This is a genomic window from Psychrobacter sp. Ps2, from assembly GCF_022129405.1.
In the GTDB taxonomy this organism is placed as follows: Bacteria; Pseudomonadota; Gammaproteobacteria; order Pseudomonadales; family Moraxellaceae; genus Psychrobacter.
Genome location: NZ_JADQAM010000038.1, coordinates 1 through 15933 on the forward strand (window position 1 = coordinate 1; position 15933 = coordinate 15933).

14 protein-coding genes are annotated in these 15933 nt (G+C 40.6%); 8 read left to right on the plus strand and 6 right to left on the minus strand.

Features of this window, described 5'->3' with window-relative positions; translation table 11 throughout:
- The first annotated feature begins 732 nt into the window (after positions 1-732).
- The 6 genes from I3254_RS03670 (at position 733) to I3254_RS03695 (ending at position 9371) form a co-directional block, all read left to right on the plus strand.
- Positions 733-2268 carry a type I restriction-modification system subunit M gene (locus I3254_RS03670; protein ID WP_238051242.1) on the plus strand — a complete coding sequence of 512 codons (1536 nt, stop codon included), beginning with the start codon at positions 733-735 and terminating at the stop codon, positions 2266-2268.
- Entirely contained in the window at positions 2258-3499 is a 1242-nt protein-coding gene (locus tag I3254_RS03675; RefSeq protein WP_238051245.1) for a restriction endonuclease subunit S, read from the plus strand. The genes I3254_RS03670 and I3254_RS03675 overlap by 11 nt, the downstream gene beginning before the upstream one ends.
- A 127-nt stretch (positions 3500-3626) precedes the next feature.
- Complete coding sequence (locus I3254_RS03680; RefSeq protein ID WP_238051248.1) at positions 3627-4271, plus strand: hypothetical protein; 645 nt, start codon at positions 3627-3629, stop codon at positions 4269-4271.
- Between the two features lie 273 nt (positions 4272-4544).
- Positions 4545-5213: a hypothetical protein gene (locus tag I3254_RS03685; RefSeq protein WP_238051251.1), complete on the plus strand. Its 669-nt coding sequence runs from the start codon at positions 4545-4547 to the stop codon at positions 5211-5213.
- Positions 5210-8509: an HsdR family type I site-specific deoxyribonuclease gene (locus I3254_RS03690; RefSeq protein ID WP_238051253.1), complete on the plus strand. Its 3300-nt coding sequence runs from the start codon at positions 5210-5212 to the stop codon at positions 8507-8509. The genes I3254_RS03685 and I3254_RS03690 overlap by 4 nt, the downstream gene beginning before the upstream one ends.
- A gap of 28 nt (positions 8510-8537) precedes the next feature.
- Positions 8538-9371 (plus strand): SprT family zinc-dependent metalloprotease, encoded by an 834-nt coding sequence (locus I3254_RS03695; protein ID WP_238051255.1) that lies wholly within the window; start codon positions 8538-8540, stop codon positions 9369-9371.
- A 119-nt stretch (positions 9372-9490) separates the two neighbouring features.
- Here the strand turns inward: I3254_RS03695 and I3254_RS03700 are convergent, their stop codons facing one another.
- Both I3254_RS03700 and I3254_RS03705 read right to left on the minus strand, forming a co-directional pair.
- Positions 9491-10390, minus strand: coding sequence for an SMP-30/gluconolactonase/LRE family protein (locus tag I3254_RS03700; RefSeq protein WP_238051256.1), 900 nt, complete (start codon positions 10388-10390; stop codon positions 9491-9493).
- Between the two features lie 49 nt (positions 10391-10439).
- Positions 10440-11603, minus strand: a complete 1164-nt coding sequence (locus I3254_RS03705) for an iron-containing alcohol dehydrogenase (RefSeq protein WP_238051257.1) — start codon at positions 11601-11603, stop codon at positions 10440-10442.
- 477 nt (positions 11604-12080) lie between these two features.
- On the opposite strand from I3254_RS03705, the gene I3254_RS03710 reads away from it, so the two are divergent.
- A complete protein-coding gene (locus I3254_RS03710; protein ID WP_238051258.1) occupies positions 12081-13127 on the plus strand; it encodes a TRAP transporter substrate-binding protein in 1047 nt (348 codons plus the stop codon).
- Between the two features lie 105 nt (positions 13128-13232).
- On the opposite strand, the gene I3254_RS03715 is transcribed toward I3254_RS03710, so the two are convergent.
- Genes I3254_RS03715 through I3254_RS03730 form a run of 4 tightly spaced genes read right to left on the minus strand, consistent with a single transcriptional unit; the run spans position 13233 to position 15279 of the window.
- Positions 13233-13553 carry a hypothetical protein gene (locus I3254_RS03715; RefSeq protein WP_238051259.1) on the minus strand — a complete coding sequence of 107 codons (321 nt, stop codon included), beginning with the start codon at positions 13551-13553 and terminating at the stop codon, positions 13233-13235.
- A gap of 10 nt (positions 13554-13563) precedes the next feature.
- The gene (locus I3254_RS03720) at positions 13564-13854 is read right to left on the minus strand and encodes a hypothetical protein (protein WP_238051260.1); all 291 of its coding nucleotides are present in this window, start codon (positions 13852-13854) and stop codon (positions 13564-13566) included.
- A complete protein-coding gene (locus I3254_RS03725) occupies positions 13841-15052 on the minus strand; it encodes a DUF3596 domain-containing protein (protein WP_238051261.1) in 1212 nt (403 codons plus the stop codon). The genes I3254_RS03720 and I3254_RS03725 overlap by 14 nt, the downstream gene beginning before the upstream one ends.
- Before the next feature lie 11 nt (positions 15053-15063).
- Positions 15064-15279 (minus strand): hypothetical protein, encoded by a 216-nt coding sequence (locus tag I3254_RS03730; protein ID WP_045447035.1) that lies wholly within the window; start codon positions 15277-15279, stop codon positions 15064-15066.
- A gap of 150 nt (positions 15280-15429) precedes the next feature.
- Here I3254_RS03730 and I3254_RS03735 point away from each other — a divergent pair, with 150 nt between their 5' ends.
- The gene (locus I3254_RS03735) at positions 15430-15654 is read left to right on the plus strand and encodes a helix-turn-helix transcriptional regulator (RefSeq protein WP_238051263.1); all 225 of its coding nucleotides are present in this window, start codon (positions 15430-15432) and stop codon (positions 15652-15654) included.
- The last annotated feature ends 279 nt before the right edge of the window (positions 15655-15933 follow it).

A 15933-nucleotide genomic window follows, 5' to 3' on the forward strand; every position in this document is an offset into this window, starting at 1 on the left:
ATGGCTTTGATTCCTTGCAAATATAGACAGTATATAGCGTTAGACCCTACGCCAGCATGAATAATGTCCATTACACCTCATCTTGTTATCATGATCCATGTACCGTAACAAGAATAATGAAGTCTGAGATTGTGAAACAGAAACCGGGCTATACACAGTTGAAGCTTAAAGCAGTAAGTGGTTACAAAGGTTGGGATGCAAAGAAAACGACATAGGATCATGAGTTTTATACGATATATGTCAATTGCTCTCTAAAGAGACCCAATTTAGCAAATAAGTCCAACGTTGAAGGTAGTATTTTACCCCTTGGCGTGGGTGAGAATAGTTGGATACCAGGCGCAGAGTATCCTAACACTGTTCTGTATTTACAAGCATGTCATAACTATGACGGAGAAACGGAAAAGGCCGGTAAGAAGTTCGGCTACAATATAAAGGAAGCTGATAGATTTAATTAAAGCTAATTAGCTTTAGTGAAACTCTCAGATATTTTACTAATCCCTATCCTAATAACCTACGGCAAGCAATTGAGACATTGCTTGCCGTTCTTGTTTACTATCAAATAAAAGTTGACCTCAACTATATTATTAGTCCACTGTGCGATAATGTTTAGTACCCTTATACAATTGATGTAATCGAATTTTTCAGCAATGACATCTGCCAATTCTCTTGGACCCTGCTATCATTACACCACTATAATAACCAGCAATTTTCCAGCGCGTTAAGGAATAACCAATGCCCACCAGCACACTTAATAGTATTAGCCAAATCAATCAAGACGACATCAATAAAGCCGTATGGAATGCCTGTGACACGTTTCGCGGAGTCATCAGCGCCGATACATATAAAGACTTTATCTTAACCATGCTGTTCCTTAAGTACTTGTCTGACGTCTATCGCGATGAGTACAACAAGCTGGTCGAGCAGTTCGGCGACAACCCAGAACTGATCCATGCCATGATGTCCAAGCAGCGTTTTGTATTGCCTGAAGGCGCAAGCTTTTGGGACTTGTATGAGCAGCGTCATCAGCCGGGCAATGGTCAGCGCATCGATGAGGCGCTTCATGCCATTGAAGAAGCCAATGGTACTAAGCTCAAAAACGTCTTCCAAGACATTAGCTTTAACACCGATAAACTCGGTCAAGAAAAGCAAAAGAACGAGCTACTACGCCATCTGTTAGAAGATTTTGGTAAAGACATTCTTAACCTAAGCGTTGAGCGTGTCGGTAGCCTTGATGTGATTGGTAATGCCTATGAGTTTTTAATCAAACACTTTGCTGCTAGTAGTGGGGCAACGGCTGGTGAGTTCTATACGCCGCCCGAAGTGTCTAACTTACTAGCGACTATCCTCGCGCCTGTCGAAGGTGACGAGATATGTGATCCAGCCTGTGGTTCAGGCTCGCTGCTCATCAAGTGTGGGGCGATGGTACGCAAAAACTCAAACTCTAAGAAGTATGCGCTATACGGTCAAGAAGCCATTGGCTCGACATGGGCACTGGCCAAAATGAATATGTTTTTGCATGGTGAGGATAACCACCGTATCGAGTGGGGCGATACCATCCGTAATCCGCTGCTACTCGACAAGGACGGCAAGCACTTATTACAGTTCGATGTGGTGACCGCCAATCCACCGTTTTCACTGGATAAATGGGGTCATGACGATGCTAGCAGCGATCCCTATGGTCGCTTCCATCGCGGTGTACCGCCCAAGACCAAGGGCGACTATGCCTTTATCAGTCATATGATCGAAACGCTTAAGCCAAGCACTGGACGTATGGGTGTGGTCGTACCGCATGGCGTGCTGTTCCGTGCGTCTAGTGAAGGCAAAATCCGTCAGCAGCTTATCGAAGAAAACTTGCTCGATACGGTGATTGGTTTACCTGAAAAGCTTTTCTTTGGTACGGGGATTCCAGCCGCTATTCTGCTATTTAAAAAGAACAAAACTGATGACACGGTGTTATTTATCGATGCCAGCAATGAGTTCAAATCAGGTAAAAACCAAAACCAGCTGACTGAAGACAATATTGCTAAAATCATTGAGACGTATAAAGCGCGAGAAAGCGTCGATAAATATGCGTATCTAGCCAGCTTTGATGAAATTAAAGAAAATGACTTTAATCTAAACATTCCACGCTATGTCGATACGTTTGAGGAAGAGTCGGAGATTGATCTAGATGCGGTGCGTGCTGAGCGTCTTGAGTTAAAAGCTGAATTAGAAAGTCTAGAGACTGAGATGGCAGGGTTTTTAAAGGAGTTGGGTTATGGTGCCTAAGGGATGGAGTATTGAAAGTCTTGGTAACGTAACAAACAAAGTTGGAAGTGGTGTTACTCCTAAAGGCGGTAGCAATAGCTATAAGTCTTCAGGAGTTCCTCTTATTAGAAGTCAAAATGTTCTTTGGGGAAAATTAGATTTATCTGACGTTGCTTATATTGATGATAAACAACACAATAAAATGAAAGGAAGTTTCGTTTGTAAAAACGATGTATTGTTAAATATTACAGGTGCATCTATTGGACGAGTAGCAGTGTCAGATATTGATGAAGCAAACGTAAATCAACATGTTTGTATTATACGTTCTGAAGAATTAAATTCAGAATATTTAAAGAGTTTTTTGCTATCTTTTCAAGGTCAAAAGCAAATCGAGCAATGCCAAGCAGGTGGGAATAGACAAGGGTTAAATTTTGAGCAAATAAAATCATTCAAAGTACCTGTCCCACCTCTCCCAGAACAACAAAAAATCGCTAAAATTCTATCAACTTGGGATAAAGCGATTAGCGCGACCGAGCGTCTTATTGACAATAGTAGCCAGCAAAAAAAAGCCTTGATGCAGCGATTACTGACAGGTAAAAAGCGGTTGCTTGATGATGAAGGTCAGCGGTTTGGGGGTGAGTGGGAAAGGCTTAAGCTAGAAGATGTTGTAACTAAAACCCAACTTGGTACTAGTGAAAGAACGAAAGATGTAGAAGAGATAAGTACTATTCCCCTTATAAAAATGGGTAATTTAACTTGGGGCGGATTTAGTTTTGACAAATTAGAGACTCTACCTAAGTCTAAAGTAGATGAAAGTCTTATTCTTAAAAGTGGTGACTTCTTATTTAATACGAGAAACACTCCTGAATTAGTTGGGAAATCAGCTGTTTGGAAAGAGCAGAAAGTACAAGCAACGTTCGATAATAATATAAATAGGATAACTTTTAATCAAAATATTAATACCGATTTCATGTGCTTGTATCTGACATATGGCAAAGGAAAGTCTTTAATTAGCTCTCTGTCTGCTGGAAGTACTAGCGTTGCGGCAATTTACTGGAAAGACTTAAAAAATATCAAGTTACCAGTACCCACATTATCTGAACAACAAAAAATCGCCACCGTGTTAACCACTGCCGATAAAGAGATTGAGTTGCTTGAGCAGCAATTGGCTGATTTGCAGCAAGAGAAAAAGGCGCTGATGCAGGTGTTGTTGACGGGCAAGAAGCGGGTGGTGGTTGATGGGGAAGGTTAACTTTTGCAAATAGTATCGCCCAGCTATTTGCTAGTTTGTTGCTATATTATTAATATAAAATATACTCTAGTAAAATATGTTAGTTATTGTTAATATGTTTTTTTAAACATAATTTGAGTAATGAGACATGTCTTTTTTAAAAAATCTAGGGAAAGGCTTAGGAGAGGGCGCTGGTTTTGTGCTTGGCGGTAGTGTCAAAGCCGCAGGAAAATTCGTAAACAATGACTTCATTCAAGAAATTGGAGAGGCCGTTGATGGCTCAATGAAAAACACAGGAAATATTCTTGGCAATGTAGCTGACGGCATAGCTGAGGTAGGTATTGGCGCTTTTGACAGCGATAGTGCTCGACGTGATAAAGGTTTTTCGGAATTAGGAAAAACAACGAAAAACGTGGGTGATCAACTACTAATGGCGGCTGGCCAAATTTTAGGAGATACTATTGATACCGCAGATGGTTTGCTTGAGCGTGACTGGGACAAAGTAAAAACATCAGGCAGAAGCTTAGCAAAAGTTGTGGCTGTCTCCACTATTGCCATTGGTATAGTAGATGCGGTAGATGGCGTTGATACTTCTGGAACAGAGAGCTTAGTAGCAGCCGACAGCTCTATGACTGCTGACAGTACCCAAATTGAAAACTATAACGTACATGACGTTTCACCTCATGAAAGGGTATTGCCAAATGGAGATGTTATTTGGGTAGATGGCGATGGTGATACTAGCGTGAACAGGGATACAGGCTGGACTCAGACAAATCCAAATTATCGTGCTTGATAGGATGTTTTTTATCTATTAGCTCGTTTATTTGATGTCTAGACTAAAGAAAAAGGTTTTTTATGGGTGCGTTGATTGTGTTGGTCATTACTGGCTCAGGTTTAGTCGTTGTATTTTCTATTGGTTTACTAATTTTAAAAGCAATTGCAAATCTCTTTAGATAAGCTCCAAAGTTGTTCACATGTAAAATATATCCAACATAACCGCCAAGCTTAGCGCCCTTTGGGTGACGAGCGACATTGGCGGTTTTTCTTTGTTTAGGGGTAGTGCCGAATGAGTAAAGTTGAGCTTCCGCCGTCAGTACTAGATTGCTTAAAAAACGAGATGCAGATTGAGATGGAGCATTTCTTTAACAAGTACGATAGTTTTGATGACAGCTTTAAGGCAACAGCAAATAGATTACTTGTTGACATGCTAAGAGTTTCAAAAGAATCTTCTTCATTTAACGAAGATGTTAGTTTTTATGAAGATGGTACTCATGAACAAAATGAATTTATGGATGCGATGTTTGATTGCTTTAAGTTGTTTAATGAATTGCAGAGTAGCAAGATAGACTTACTCAAAAGGATGTATAAACACCATAGCCGATCTGAGGGCTATTGGTTTCCAGTAGTAGTAATTTCAAAGCCACTAGCTAGTTATCTAAATGAACCATCAGAATTTATTTTGTATAGGGGCTGCTACTTAGATGAATATAATAGTAAGGACTTCAGACAACCGTGGACTTCAGACTTAGATACTGCTAAAAGATTTGCTTTTATTTATGGTGACTTTGATAAAAGTAATAGAGTAGTAGTTAAAGCTAAAGTTAAGAATACTGATATTGCTTGGATTGTAGAGATTACTACTGAACATGAAATAGTTCTATTACCTGATTTTTCACCTATAGAAAATGATATTGAATTGAGCTATATCCAATATTGCGAGAGTAAAAATCAATGATTAAATCAAGCATCAACTTCGCAGAAGAATTTAGCTCAAAAATCCCTGCCTTAACCTTGCTTAGCACGCTGGGCTACGAGTTTATTTCGCCCAATCAATGCAACGCCATGCGCTCAAAGATGGCTGCAAGTAAAGCGACTAATCAAGTCGTCTTATTGCCGATCATGCGTGCGTTTTTAGCCAAGCAAACCTTTATGTTTGAAGGCACACCGCATTATTTATCAGATAGTGCCATTGATAAAATCATGCATGAGCTAAACCCAGCTATGAACTTAGGCTTGCAGCTCGCTAATGAAAAGCTCTATAACGCCATGCTATATGGCGTGACGGTGACTGAGTTTATCGATGGTAAAAAAACCTCGCAAACCATCAGCTTGATAGATTGGAATCATATCGATAATAATAGCTTTCACTTTACCGAAGAGCTGGTAGTACAGAATGCTGAAGGGACAGGTAATATCATTCCTGATATCGTCTGCTTCGTAAATGGTCTACCGTTGGCAGTGATTGAAGCCAAACGTCCTGACTCGAGTAGAGAGTGGCAATCAACCAACACGCAAGCCGTCTCCCAGCACATCCGTAACCAAGGTCAAAAACAAATCCCGCATCTATTTGCCTATAGCCAATTATTACTAGCGGTCAATGGTAATGACGGTCTGTATGCCACCTGCGGTACGCCTGAGAAGTTTTGGGCAAAATGGGTCGAAGAAGAGATCTCTGAGCCTGAGTTTGCCCGTCTAAAAAATCAAGCGCTCAGTCCTGAGCAGATTGAGAATCTATTTGCCCATCGTCCTGCCTTTATTAAAGAGGAATATAAATCATTGATTGATGGCGGTGATCTAGTCGTCACCGATCAAGACCGCCTTATCATTAGCTTATTACAGCCTGAGCGTTTGCTTGAAATGACGCGTATGTTTACCTTGTTTGATAAAAAGGCTGGCAAAATTGTTGCTCGTTATCAGCAAGTTTTTGGTATCAAAGCCTTGATTGAACGTATTAGCACCTTTGACGAGAAGGGCAGTCGTGAGGGTGGAGTGATTTGGCATACTACAGGCAGTGGTAAATCTTTTACTATGGTGTTTTTCTCTAAGGCGCTCATTTGGTTAGAAGAGCTCGCGAAGTGCCGTGTTATTGTCGTCACCGACCGTGTTGATCTTGAAACTCAGCTTAGTAAAACCTTTGCTTCTGGTGGTGTGCTTAGTGATCGCGACAAAACAGATGCGATGGCAACCTCTGGTCGCCGTCTAGCGCAGCAGATTGGGCAGGGTAATGAGCGTGTTATTTTCTCAATTATTAATAAGTTTGGCTCAGCCGTTAAGTATGATGAGTGCTATAACGACAGCCCCAATATCATCGTCATGGTCGATGAAGGTCACCGTAGCCAAAACGGTGAGAACAATATTCGCATGGCACAAGCCCTGCCAAATGCTGCCTTTATCGCCTTTACGGGTACGCCGTTACTTAAGGATGATAAGACTGAGAATAAATTCGGTAGCATCATTCACTCTTACACCATGCAGCAAGCGGTAAAAGATAAAACCGTCACCCCATTGCTCTACGAAGAGCGTATCCCTGAGCTGAATACCAACGATCAAGCCATCGATGCATGGTTTGATCGTATTACCCAAAAGCTCACTGATGATCAAAAAACTGACCTCAAACGTAAGTTCTCCCAAAAAGGTCAAATCTATCAGGTTGAAGGTCGTATTGAGCTGATTGCTCATGACATCTCTGATCACTTCCAAAACTTTAAACAGCAGCACCTTAAAGGTCAACTGGCCTGTGACTCTAAAGCCTCAGCTATCCGCTATAAAATGGCGTTAGATAAGATTGGCAAAGTGACCTCAGTGGTTGCCATGTCGCCACCTGATAGCCGTGAGGGGCATGATACTGTCGATGGCGAATCAAAAGACATCGTTCAGAACTGGTGGCAAGCCAATGTCGCCAATCAGTATGGCGGTGATGAAAAGGCATATACCAAAGCCATCATAGAAGCTTTTAGTCAGGATGATGGTCCTGATATTATAATCGTTGTCGATAAGCTACTAACGGGCTTTGATGAGCCAAAAAACACCGTACTGTATATCGATAAGCCCTTAAAGCAGCACAACCTGATTCAGGCGATTGCACGGGTAAACCGCTTGCATGAGAAAAAACGCTTTGGTTATTTGATTGATTATCGCGGCATCTTAAAAGAGCTGGATATCACCATTGAGAAATACCAAGACTTAGCAGAACGTACGCAAGGTGGCTTTGATATCGAAGACCTCAAAGGTTTGTATAACGCGATGGATACTGAGTATAAGCAGCTACCAAGACTACATAGCGAGCTGTGGGCGATATTCTCATCGGTGAAGAATAAACAGGATGGGCAAGCGTTAAGACAAGTGCTTGCACCAAAAATGCAGGAAGTCGATGGTAGAGTAGTCGATACCAAGCTTAAAGAACGTGATGATTTCTATGCGGCTTTGACCGAGTTTTCTAACGCCATGAAAATTGCGTTGCAGTCAGCGTCTTTTTTTGAAGATAAATCATTCGATAGTAAACGTGATCGTTATAAACAAGATCTAAAAGCCTTTATCAATCTACGTAAGCAAGTACGCGAAGATGCTGATGAGACTGTCGATTATGATGAGTATGAAGCGGATATTCGAAGCTTACTTGATAAGCACATCGCAGGGCTTGAAGTTCGCGAGGCAAAGGGCGTTTACCTAGTCGATAATTTAGGTAAGGATGTTAAGCCTGAAGCGATGAGTGATGATGAAGCACGTAACCAAACCGATAAAATCACTGGTCGTGTTACTAAGATGATTGAGCAAGATTTGGCTGATGATCCTTATGCCCAAGAGTATTTTTCTAAATTGCTTAAGCAAGCGATTGCGGATGCCAAGGCAATGTTCGATGCGCCAGTGAAGCAATACATGATGTTTGCTGACTTTGAGCAAGCCGTCAAAGACCGTGATGTCGCTGATGTACCAAATGAGTTTATCGATGATAGTGGTAAATTGAACAAACATGCTCAGGCGTACTTTGGTTTGTTTAAGCATTTATTTGATACTGATTTCTTGATAGATAAAGAGCTAAATAACGAGAAGCTAGTCGCTTACGCCTTTGAGATTGATAATATCGTTAAGACAGCAGTGGCTGAGTATTCTATTAATCCAGCAGAGATCGAAAATGCTATTAGTGTCAAATTGCTGCCGATGTTATTTATGGATTTGGGTATCGATAAAGCGCAACAGCTCATTGAGGAAGTACTAAAGATTACCCGTCTTGGACTTTCAAGAGACAAGTAGCATAAGAGTAGCAAGAGGGTAGTAGGCAATGACTGAGAATGGTGTGTTTTATTATGGTCAAGATAAAATTGACTATGAAGTTGTGCGTAAAGAAATAACTTATAAGGCAAAGATAAACCAGCCTGAAAGCGATGAGCTAATTACCGATGAGACCAAACCAAGCAAACCTCGAAAAGTAGTCATCAAAGTACATCCTGATCAGCGTGTGGTTGCGACCGCACCTGTCGATGCTACCGATGAGATGATTTATGATGCTATGTTGAAACGTGCTCGCTGGATATGGCAAAGCCTACAGGACTTTGCCAAGCAACAAGATCATGTATTACCCAAACGTTATGTTAGCGGTGAAACCCAGTTTTATCTAGGCCGTCGTTATGTACTAAAAGTGATAACCAATATAGAAACTGCCGATGTAATACATAGCACTGTGAAGCTCAGTCGCGGTAAGTTAAACGTAGAATTGTCTCAAAGTGATTCTAAACTAAATATTGAAGAACGAACTGCTATCGTAAAAAGCCTAATTGATCATTGGTACAAAAATAAATTCAGGTCAATCTCTAGAGAGAGGCTTGAAGCCTTGATAAATAAGGCCTCATGGGTAAAAAATAGTCCTTCATTGAGACTAATGTTAATGAAAAAACAATGGGGTAGCTGCTCTACTAAAGGCAATCTAATACTTAATCCGCATTTGGTAAAAGCACCAAAGGAGTGCATTGACTACGTGATACTACATGAGCTCTGCCATATCGCTGAGCATAATCATAGCGAAAAATTTTGGCGGCTACTAACGCAAGTAATGCCGAACTGGAAAGAGGTAAAAGCGAGGCTTGATGAGATGGCTGAGCTGTATTTGAATGAGTGAGTCATAACACCTTTATCATAATTAGCATGAAAACCACCTTCAAAAAAGTAGCTAGCTATCAACTAAAATAACCCATATCAGATGGGTTATTTTAAGTCCAGTTCTGAGATGCTTTTTAACTATGGCGTACCTGCATGCCCCACCTTAACTTGCACAGCTAACATACGTCCTTTAGTTTCTGCCTTGCGAGAGGCCTCATCCCAGTCTGGAGCCGCGCACATAAATAGTGTCTTACCATCTTGTCCACCAAGAGTAACCGCAAAGATACCATCAGGTGCAGTATCGATAGTTTCTAAAATTTCACCACCCTCTGCTATGCGTACCGCTCGCTGATTTATGGTATCTGCGATCCACACAGCACCCTCGGCATCCAAGGTCAAACCATCAGGTAATATGCTAGCATTTTCTATACGTAGACCAAGATTTGGCTCATCACCTAATTCTCCAAAATTAGCAAAGTCACGCTTTTCTCCGAGGCTACCATCCTCCTTGATATCAAACTGCGTGACTTTATTACCAAATAGCTCGTTAACGATCAATGTTTTCTGATCTGCAGAGATAACCATCCCATTTGGAAATGCCAATCCTTCAGCGACAACCTGTGAGCTTCCATCAGGCTTAACCAACACAAGCCCTGTGTTTTCATGGTCAGCGCCACCCATCAAATCAAAACCAAAGTTGCCGACATAAGCATTACCATTGGCTGAAACCACCATGTCATTTGCATGACCACCGCAATGCTCCCAAATATCAGCGTGAACGACCAAGTTACCATCATTTTCTAGTCGTAAGACTTTGCGGTCTTTCATCGACACAACCAGCAAGCGCCCATCAGGCAACCATCCTAAACCGGAAGGTTGCTGTTCAACATGGATGATTTTCTCTGCTACTCCTTCATTGTTAACTCGATAAACGCCTTGAGTATAGAAATCGACAAACCATAGCGCATTTTGATACCAGCGAGGTCCTTCTAAATAGTGAAAGCCATCAACAGCAACTTCTATTTTATATTTCGACATAATCATCTTCCTTGATTGATAGACAAAATTATTTAAACAATATTTCTTATCAGGCTATTTCTTCATATATTGCAGTGACTTCCTCTAAAGTCATATCTTTGGGATTGGTCGCGATTAGTCGTGCATAGGTATTGATAACTATGTCGGCTAAGGCAGGAATATCGTTCTTTGTAATATCCAATTCACTCAAACGGTATTTAAGACCACTGTTTTCCAAAAACATTTTTAGTTGACTAATAAATGAAGTCGCTGCGTCTAAATCTGTCATTCCAGCTGTCTGAGTAGGCATGACAGCACGAGCAAGCTCTGCGTATAGAGGAGCAGCTTCTGATAAGTTAAATGTGAAAACACCACACATGACGAGTGCATTAGCATGTCCATGTGGAATGTGGAAGTTAATACTAAGAGGGTAGGAGAGCCCGTGAACAGCGGCTACAGAGGCATTGACGAAGGCGATGCCTGCCAGTGTGGAACCTAACAGCATATCGGCACGAGCATCAATATCGTCACCTTGGTTTAACACTTTTTCAAAATTATTCCAAAGCATCTGTAAGCCTTTTAGGGCTAGTGCATCTGAAATAGGATTCTTTTTAGTGCGACTGGTATAGGCTTCAATACAATGCACCATGGCATCAAGCGCAGTTGCTGCAGTGATATGACGGGGTAATTTTAGTGTTAATGTTGCATCTAAAATGGCGACGTCAGGTAGGATTTTAGGAGTATAAATGGCTTTTTTACTGCCATCTTTTGAGGTAATCACGGAGACAAAGGTAGACTCTGCGCCCGTACCAGCAGTAGTCGGTATGGCAAATAGCGGCAGCTTTTTGAAACCACTAATATCTCTATCTAAAATATCGTTAACGGACTGAAAGTCATTTGGATACAAAGCGACAATCTTCGCTGTATCAATAGAGCTTCCGCCACCTAAGCCAATGATCAAGTCACATTGATTGTCTCTTGCACGATCAATAGCGCTTTCAACAATTTCAATGGGCGGGTCTGCAACGACACTATCGAACACAACGACATTAACACCGGCTTCCTGTAAGGATTGCTGGGCGATATCGACATAGCCTAGTTCGGAGATACCAGCATCTGTAATAATGATGGCTGATGTTGCAGAATATTGTTTTGCTAAAACACCTAGCTTTTGGCGCATGCTGTCAGCTTCGCTGACAATATGACCATTAGTATAAAATTCAATCCCTGTCATTTTATTCTTCCTTGTATATATATACTCACTTGTTGAGAACAAACGATGCAAAAGTAAGAGTGCTTTTGTATTGATTAGACTCTTATAAGGCGTCAATGCTTTTCAAGCGTATTAGGTAACTACTTACCTTATTAACATTTTTACTTTCAATACATTTTTACAAGAGCAGTGTGCAGTGAGCTGCAAAAAAACGTATTAAAAAATTCTAGGTACCATAAAAGCAAGCAATATCTGAATTTATCAGCATGCTTAACTAGCCGATGTTTGTAAGGTATTACATTATCATAAACATTAGAGAATAGTCATTAAATGATTTGACAGCTATCACTTTAGTTGCTAATTTCAGTTGTACGTTAAGTATATATTGACCTAATTATTTATAACCACTACTAATGGTGTATTTAACTTACCTGTCAAATACTATAAAAACATAAGTTAAATTAATGAACTTATGACTACTATCAAAAGGAATTGATAATGAAATTAGCACCCATTTTTCCGATAAGTGTGCTAGCCGCGATGAGCCTTTTAGGTTGTTCAAACCAATCTAGTAATGGTACGACTTCTTCACAAGAGACCACTGTTTTACGTTTCTCACATTTCTATCCTGCAACATCTGATATTAATAAAGAGATTTTTGAACCTTGGGCAAAAAAAATCGAAGCTGATTCGGGCGGGCGTCTTAAAGTTGAGGTATATCCTTCGGCCACTATTAGTAAAGCGGATACAGCTTATGAGTCTGCTGTAAAAGGAACCATTGATATTGGCTCACAAGTACAAGGTTATACAAGTGGTCGATTCCCATTATCTCAGATTGCAGAGCTTCCAGGATTATCTAACTCATCAACACAAACAGGCTGTATGCTGCAAACCTTGTATGACAATGGTACGATTGCTGACGAGTATAAAGATTCTCACTTGCTCTTTATGTTTGCCACAGGACCTGGAACCTTGCACAGTACTAATAAATTGATCAGAACTCCTGAGGATATGAGAGGTATGCGTATTCGTAGGCCTTCAGCAGTTGCAGGTGATATCATCGAAAGTATGGGAGCTTCTCCTGTGGGGCTACCTGCCAATGATATATATACTTCTTTACAGCGTGGTGTAGTTGATGGATTAAGCTTTCCGTGGGAAGCTATGGAGACTTTCAAACTAAATGAGTTGACGAAGTATCATACTAATATGCCATTTTATAGTTCTGCTTTAATGGTAACTATGAATAAAGCTAAGTATGAAGGTCTGCCAGAGGACTTGAAACAAGTTATTGATGACAATTCAGGTATGGCACTTAGCAAGAAAGTAGGGGCCATGTGGGATAAGACTTATTCAACGCAGCTACAAGCAGCTATCGATCAAGGAGACGAAGTTGTCGATATCCTAGACCCACTCAATGACCCAGATTGGAAAGGCCCACTTGAAAAAGGTACAAAGAAATATCTTGATGATGTGGAGTCTTTAGGACTAGATGCTTACGGGGTCTATGATAAGGCTAAAGAAGCTAGTGTAGTCTGTAAAGTGTAATCTGATAAAAATTTTAGCTAAAATATAGCTGAACTGACTAAATTGAAAAAGCCCCAACTTTGAGCTGAGGCTTTTTTGTTTTTTTGATTCTAACTATTTCAAGATTTACCTACCTAGGACAAACTGTCCACCAGAAAAGCTAATACACCCCTCACAAAACCAAGAGTTCAATCTCCTTGCATGAGGAATATCTGCTGGGACATCTAATTGATAGGGACGACCACAGTATTCACAGTGTACGTCATCTAAATAAACCTGACATTTTGCAAGTGTAGCAAATAAAACATCAGTCTCCGTGTTGTGTTCATAACAAAGCAGTTCTAAATGCGCTATATAATCACTGGGCGACACATAGGACCAATACTCATGGCACAAACGCTTTGCTGTATCATCGAGAGCTGAATCAAAGACGAAGTTCATGCTCATAATACCCTCCTTAGTATCCATAGCCAGTTTGTGGTAGTAGCTCGTAGAGCTCACTCTGTAGCTGACTACACATATCATCAAAGACATAGTCGAGATTAGTTTCTAAGCGCTTCTGTACCCATATGCGCAGCGCCGTATGATTATCAAAGCAACTATCAATACTTAGGAACCTAGCCAAACCAGTACCTGACTGAATATAGAGCTCACAAATGAGGTAGTTAGCAATATTATCTGCGCCATTACTGACATAGCCACTAGGTTTAAACGTCGCATGCAATATATCGTAATCAATCATTTTCATTGTGAGGTCCCTTATCGGTAGATACCTGAGCAATCTGACTGCGATTGACCAATGCTTCAAATGCACTACCATCCTGCCGAGTCATATTCGGTACGTAACGGCTATATGTGTTGAATAGCATCTTAGTTGTAGAGTGTCCCATTTGACTGGCAATCCACTCAGGACTTTCGCCAGCAGCCAACCATAGCGTTGCTGCGGTATGACGAGACTGATAAGCATTACGCTTCTTCAGACCCAAAATCTTAAGAGTAGGGTGCCAAACACGTTTATTCACGTTGTTGTAGTCAAGTGGCTCACCCGTATGCGCGCAAAATACATAGTCAGATCGCTTATAAGTGATGGTCTGCTGTTGCTTCAGAGCATCGTAGACCCAAGGTGACATTTGGATTGCACGGTAAGACTCTTGAGTCTTAGGAGGAACAATTTTGCCTTTGACATAAGCTTGTTTGATCACAATCTCACGTCGATTAAAGTCAATGTTCTCCCACGTCAACCCATCAATCTCACTCGTACGCATCCCTGTAAAAAAACGTACCAGATAATAATTGCGATAGTCTGCTCTTACACCATTAATAAATTTCCAAACCTCATCTAGTGTGAATGGTTGAATATCCGTTTTAGGCTGTTTGAGCGCATTGATATCGTAGTAAGGATTATCAAATTTATAGCGTTTAGCTGCTTCTTTTAGTATCATACCTAAAGGTACCATTATCGAATTGATGCGTGCCGCTGACAGATGTTTGTTAGCTTTTCCGTACGTTACTTTGGCGAGCGATGAACGGAAGGCTAATACATCTGTCTTTTTTATGAGATGAATGGGTTTAGTCCCAAACTTAGCAATCAAGTACATATCAATAATCTCCTTTATTTTGCGCTTATAGGTATCGCGCCATTCAATTTCTTTTTCAGAGAACCATAATTCTGCAAACTGTTCAAAAGAGGGCGTATCGGTATTAATACATTCCTTGCGATCGTTTAACGCTACCATCTGTGCCGCTTTGTCACTTTTTGGAAAGTACTTAGCGTAATTGAACAGTCCTAAGATGATTTCTGCTTTCATTTTCTCAACCACCTTATCAAGCTTCTTGCGATTCGCTGGTGTGTCTGTCAGGTTTGTCCTCTCCCGACAGCGTATACCCATATAATAAAAATCGACAAATAGCATATTGCTCCCTTTGCGCCTTCTGATACTAGCCATCCTATTTCTCCTTATTGTAGTGCCATGGCATTGATGCTACCGGCGATACCAGTGCGCATATCTTTTTCAATCTCTTCCCAAATGTACAAAATCTTACGACCACCGAACGGGCGTATATAATGAATACCCTCGATAAGCACACTATCCTTTAGCTCATTACGGATAGTACGAGGGTTATATTTGATGAGCTCAGAAAGCTCTTGGGTAGTTAGGTAGGTATGTGACATAATAAATTCCTTGTAAGCCAATTAAATAACCAGGTTGTTTTATCGAAATAACAAATAATTCTATGAAAGTAATTTGTTATTCGATAGAAGTACTTTACTAGCTATAGTTAGTTGATGCAAGTACTTTTTTAGTCTATTAAGGAATTATTAATGATTTTATGTAATTTACCAGTGCTACTAGCTGAACGACGTATGAAGGTGGCAGATATAATAAGAATGACAGGAATTAGTAAGTCGACAATGCACAAGATCTATAACGAACAGACTTCAAGAATAGATTTTGACACTATGGATAAAATTTGTGAGGCACTAGATATTGAAGTAGGTGATTTATTTACTTATGTACCTAACGAGTCGCTAGATAAAGAGAAGTAAATTAATCTTGAGAGCGCTTTAGATGATTCAGGGTAGAGGTCAAAAGTGCTACTCTGGAAGGAATGCTAAATAGAGAGCAGGCACAACTTAGGCACAATTTGGGCACACACGTTTTTTGATGACGTTTGCTGAAAGTGAGAAAAGAGGAAATTTGCATCGACGTATAGTTTCCTTTTCCGCTACAGCCTATATTTCACGGACAAAAAAAAGCCCCAATCTTAAGATTGGGGCTTTTCGAATCTGGTAGGCGTAATCGGATTCGAACCAACGACCTCTACC

Excerpts from the sequence above, each read along its gene's own strand:
- I3254_RS03730 (WP_045447035.1), bottom strand. The coding sequence starts at position 15,279 with ATGTCACATACCTACCTAACTACCCAAGAGCTTTCTGAGCTCATCAAA.
- I3254_RS03725 (WP_238051261.1), bottom strand. The coding sequence starts at position 15,052 with ATGGCTAGTATCAGAAGGCGCAAAGGGAGCAATATGCTATTTGTCGAT.
- I3254_RS03735 (WP_238051263.1), top strand. The coding sequence starts at position 15,430 with ATGATTTTATGTAATTTACCAGTGCTACTAGCTGAACGACGTATGAAG.
- I3254_RS03695 (WP_238051255.1), top strand. The coding sequence starts at position 8,538 with ATGACTGAGAATGGTGTGTTTTATTATGGTCAAGATAAAATTGACTAT.
- I3254_RS03680 (WP_238051248.1), top strand. The coding sequence starts at position 3,627 with ATGTCTTTTTTAAAAAATCTAGGGAAAGGCTTAGGAGAGGGCGCTGGT.
- I3254_RS03685 (WP_238051251.1), top strand. The coding sequence starts at position 4,545 with ATGAGTAAAGTTGAGCTTCCGCCGTCAGTACTAGATTGCTTAAAAAAC.
- I3254_RS03720 (WP_238051260.1), bottom strand. The coding sequence starts at position 13,854 with ATGAAAATGATTGATTACGATATATTGCATGCGACGTTTAAACCTAGT.
- I3254_RS03715 (WP_238051259.1), bottom strand. The coding sequence starts at position 13,553 with ATGAGCATGAACTTCGTCTTTGATTCAGCTCTCGATGATACAGCAAAG.
- I3254_RS03705 (WP_238051257.1), bottom strand. The coding sequence starts at position 11,603 with ATGACAGGGATTGAATTTTATACTAATGGTCATATTGTCAGCGAAGCT.
- I3254_RS03700 (WP_238051256.1), bottom strand. The coding sequence starts at position 10,390 with ATGTCGAAATATAAAATAGAAGTTGCTGTTGATGGCTTTCACTATTTA.
- I3254_RS03675 (WP_238051245.1), top strand. The coding sequence starts at position 2,258 with ATGGTGCCTAAGGGATGGAGTATTGAAAGTCTTGGTAACGTAACAAAC.
- I3254_RS03710 (WP_238051258.1), top strand. The coding sequence starts at position 12,081 with ATGAAATTAGCACCCATTTTTCCGATAAGTGTGCTAGCCGCGATGAGC.
- I3254_RS03670 (WP_238051242.1), top strand. The coding sequence starts at position 733 with ATGCCCACCAGCACACTTAATAGTATTAGCCAAATCAATCAAGACGAC.
- I3254_RS03690 (WP_238051253.1), top strand. The coding sequence starts at position 5,210 with ATGATTAAATCAAGCATCAACTTCGCAGAAGAATTTAGCTCAAAAATC.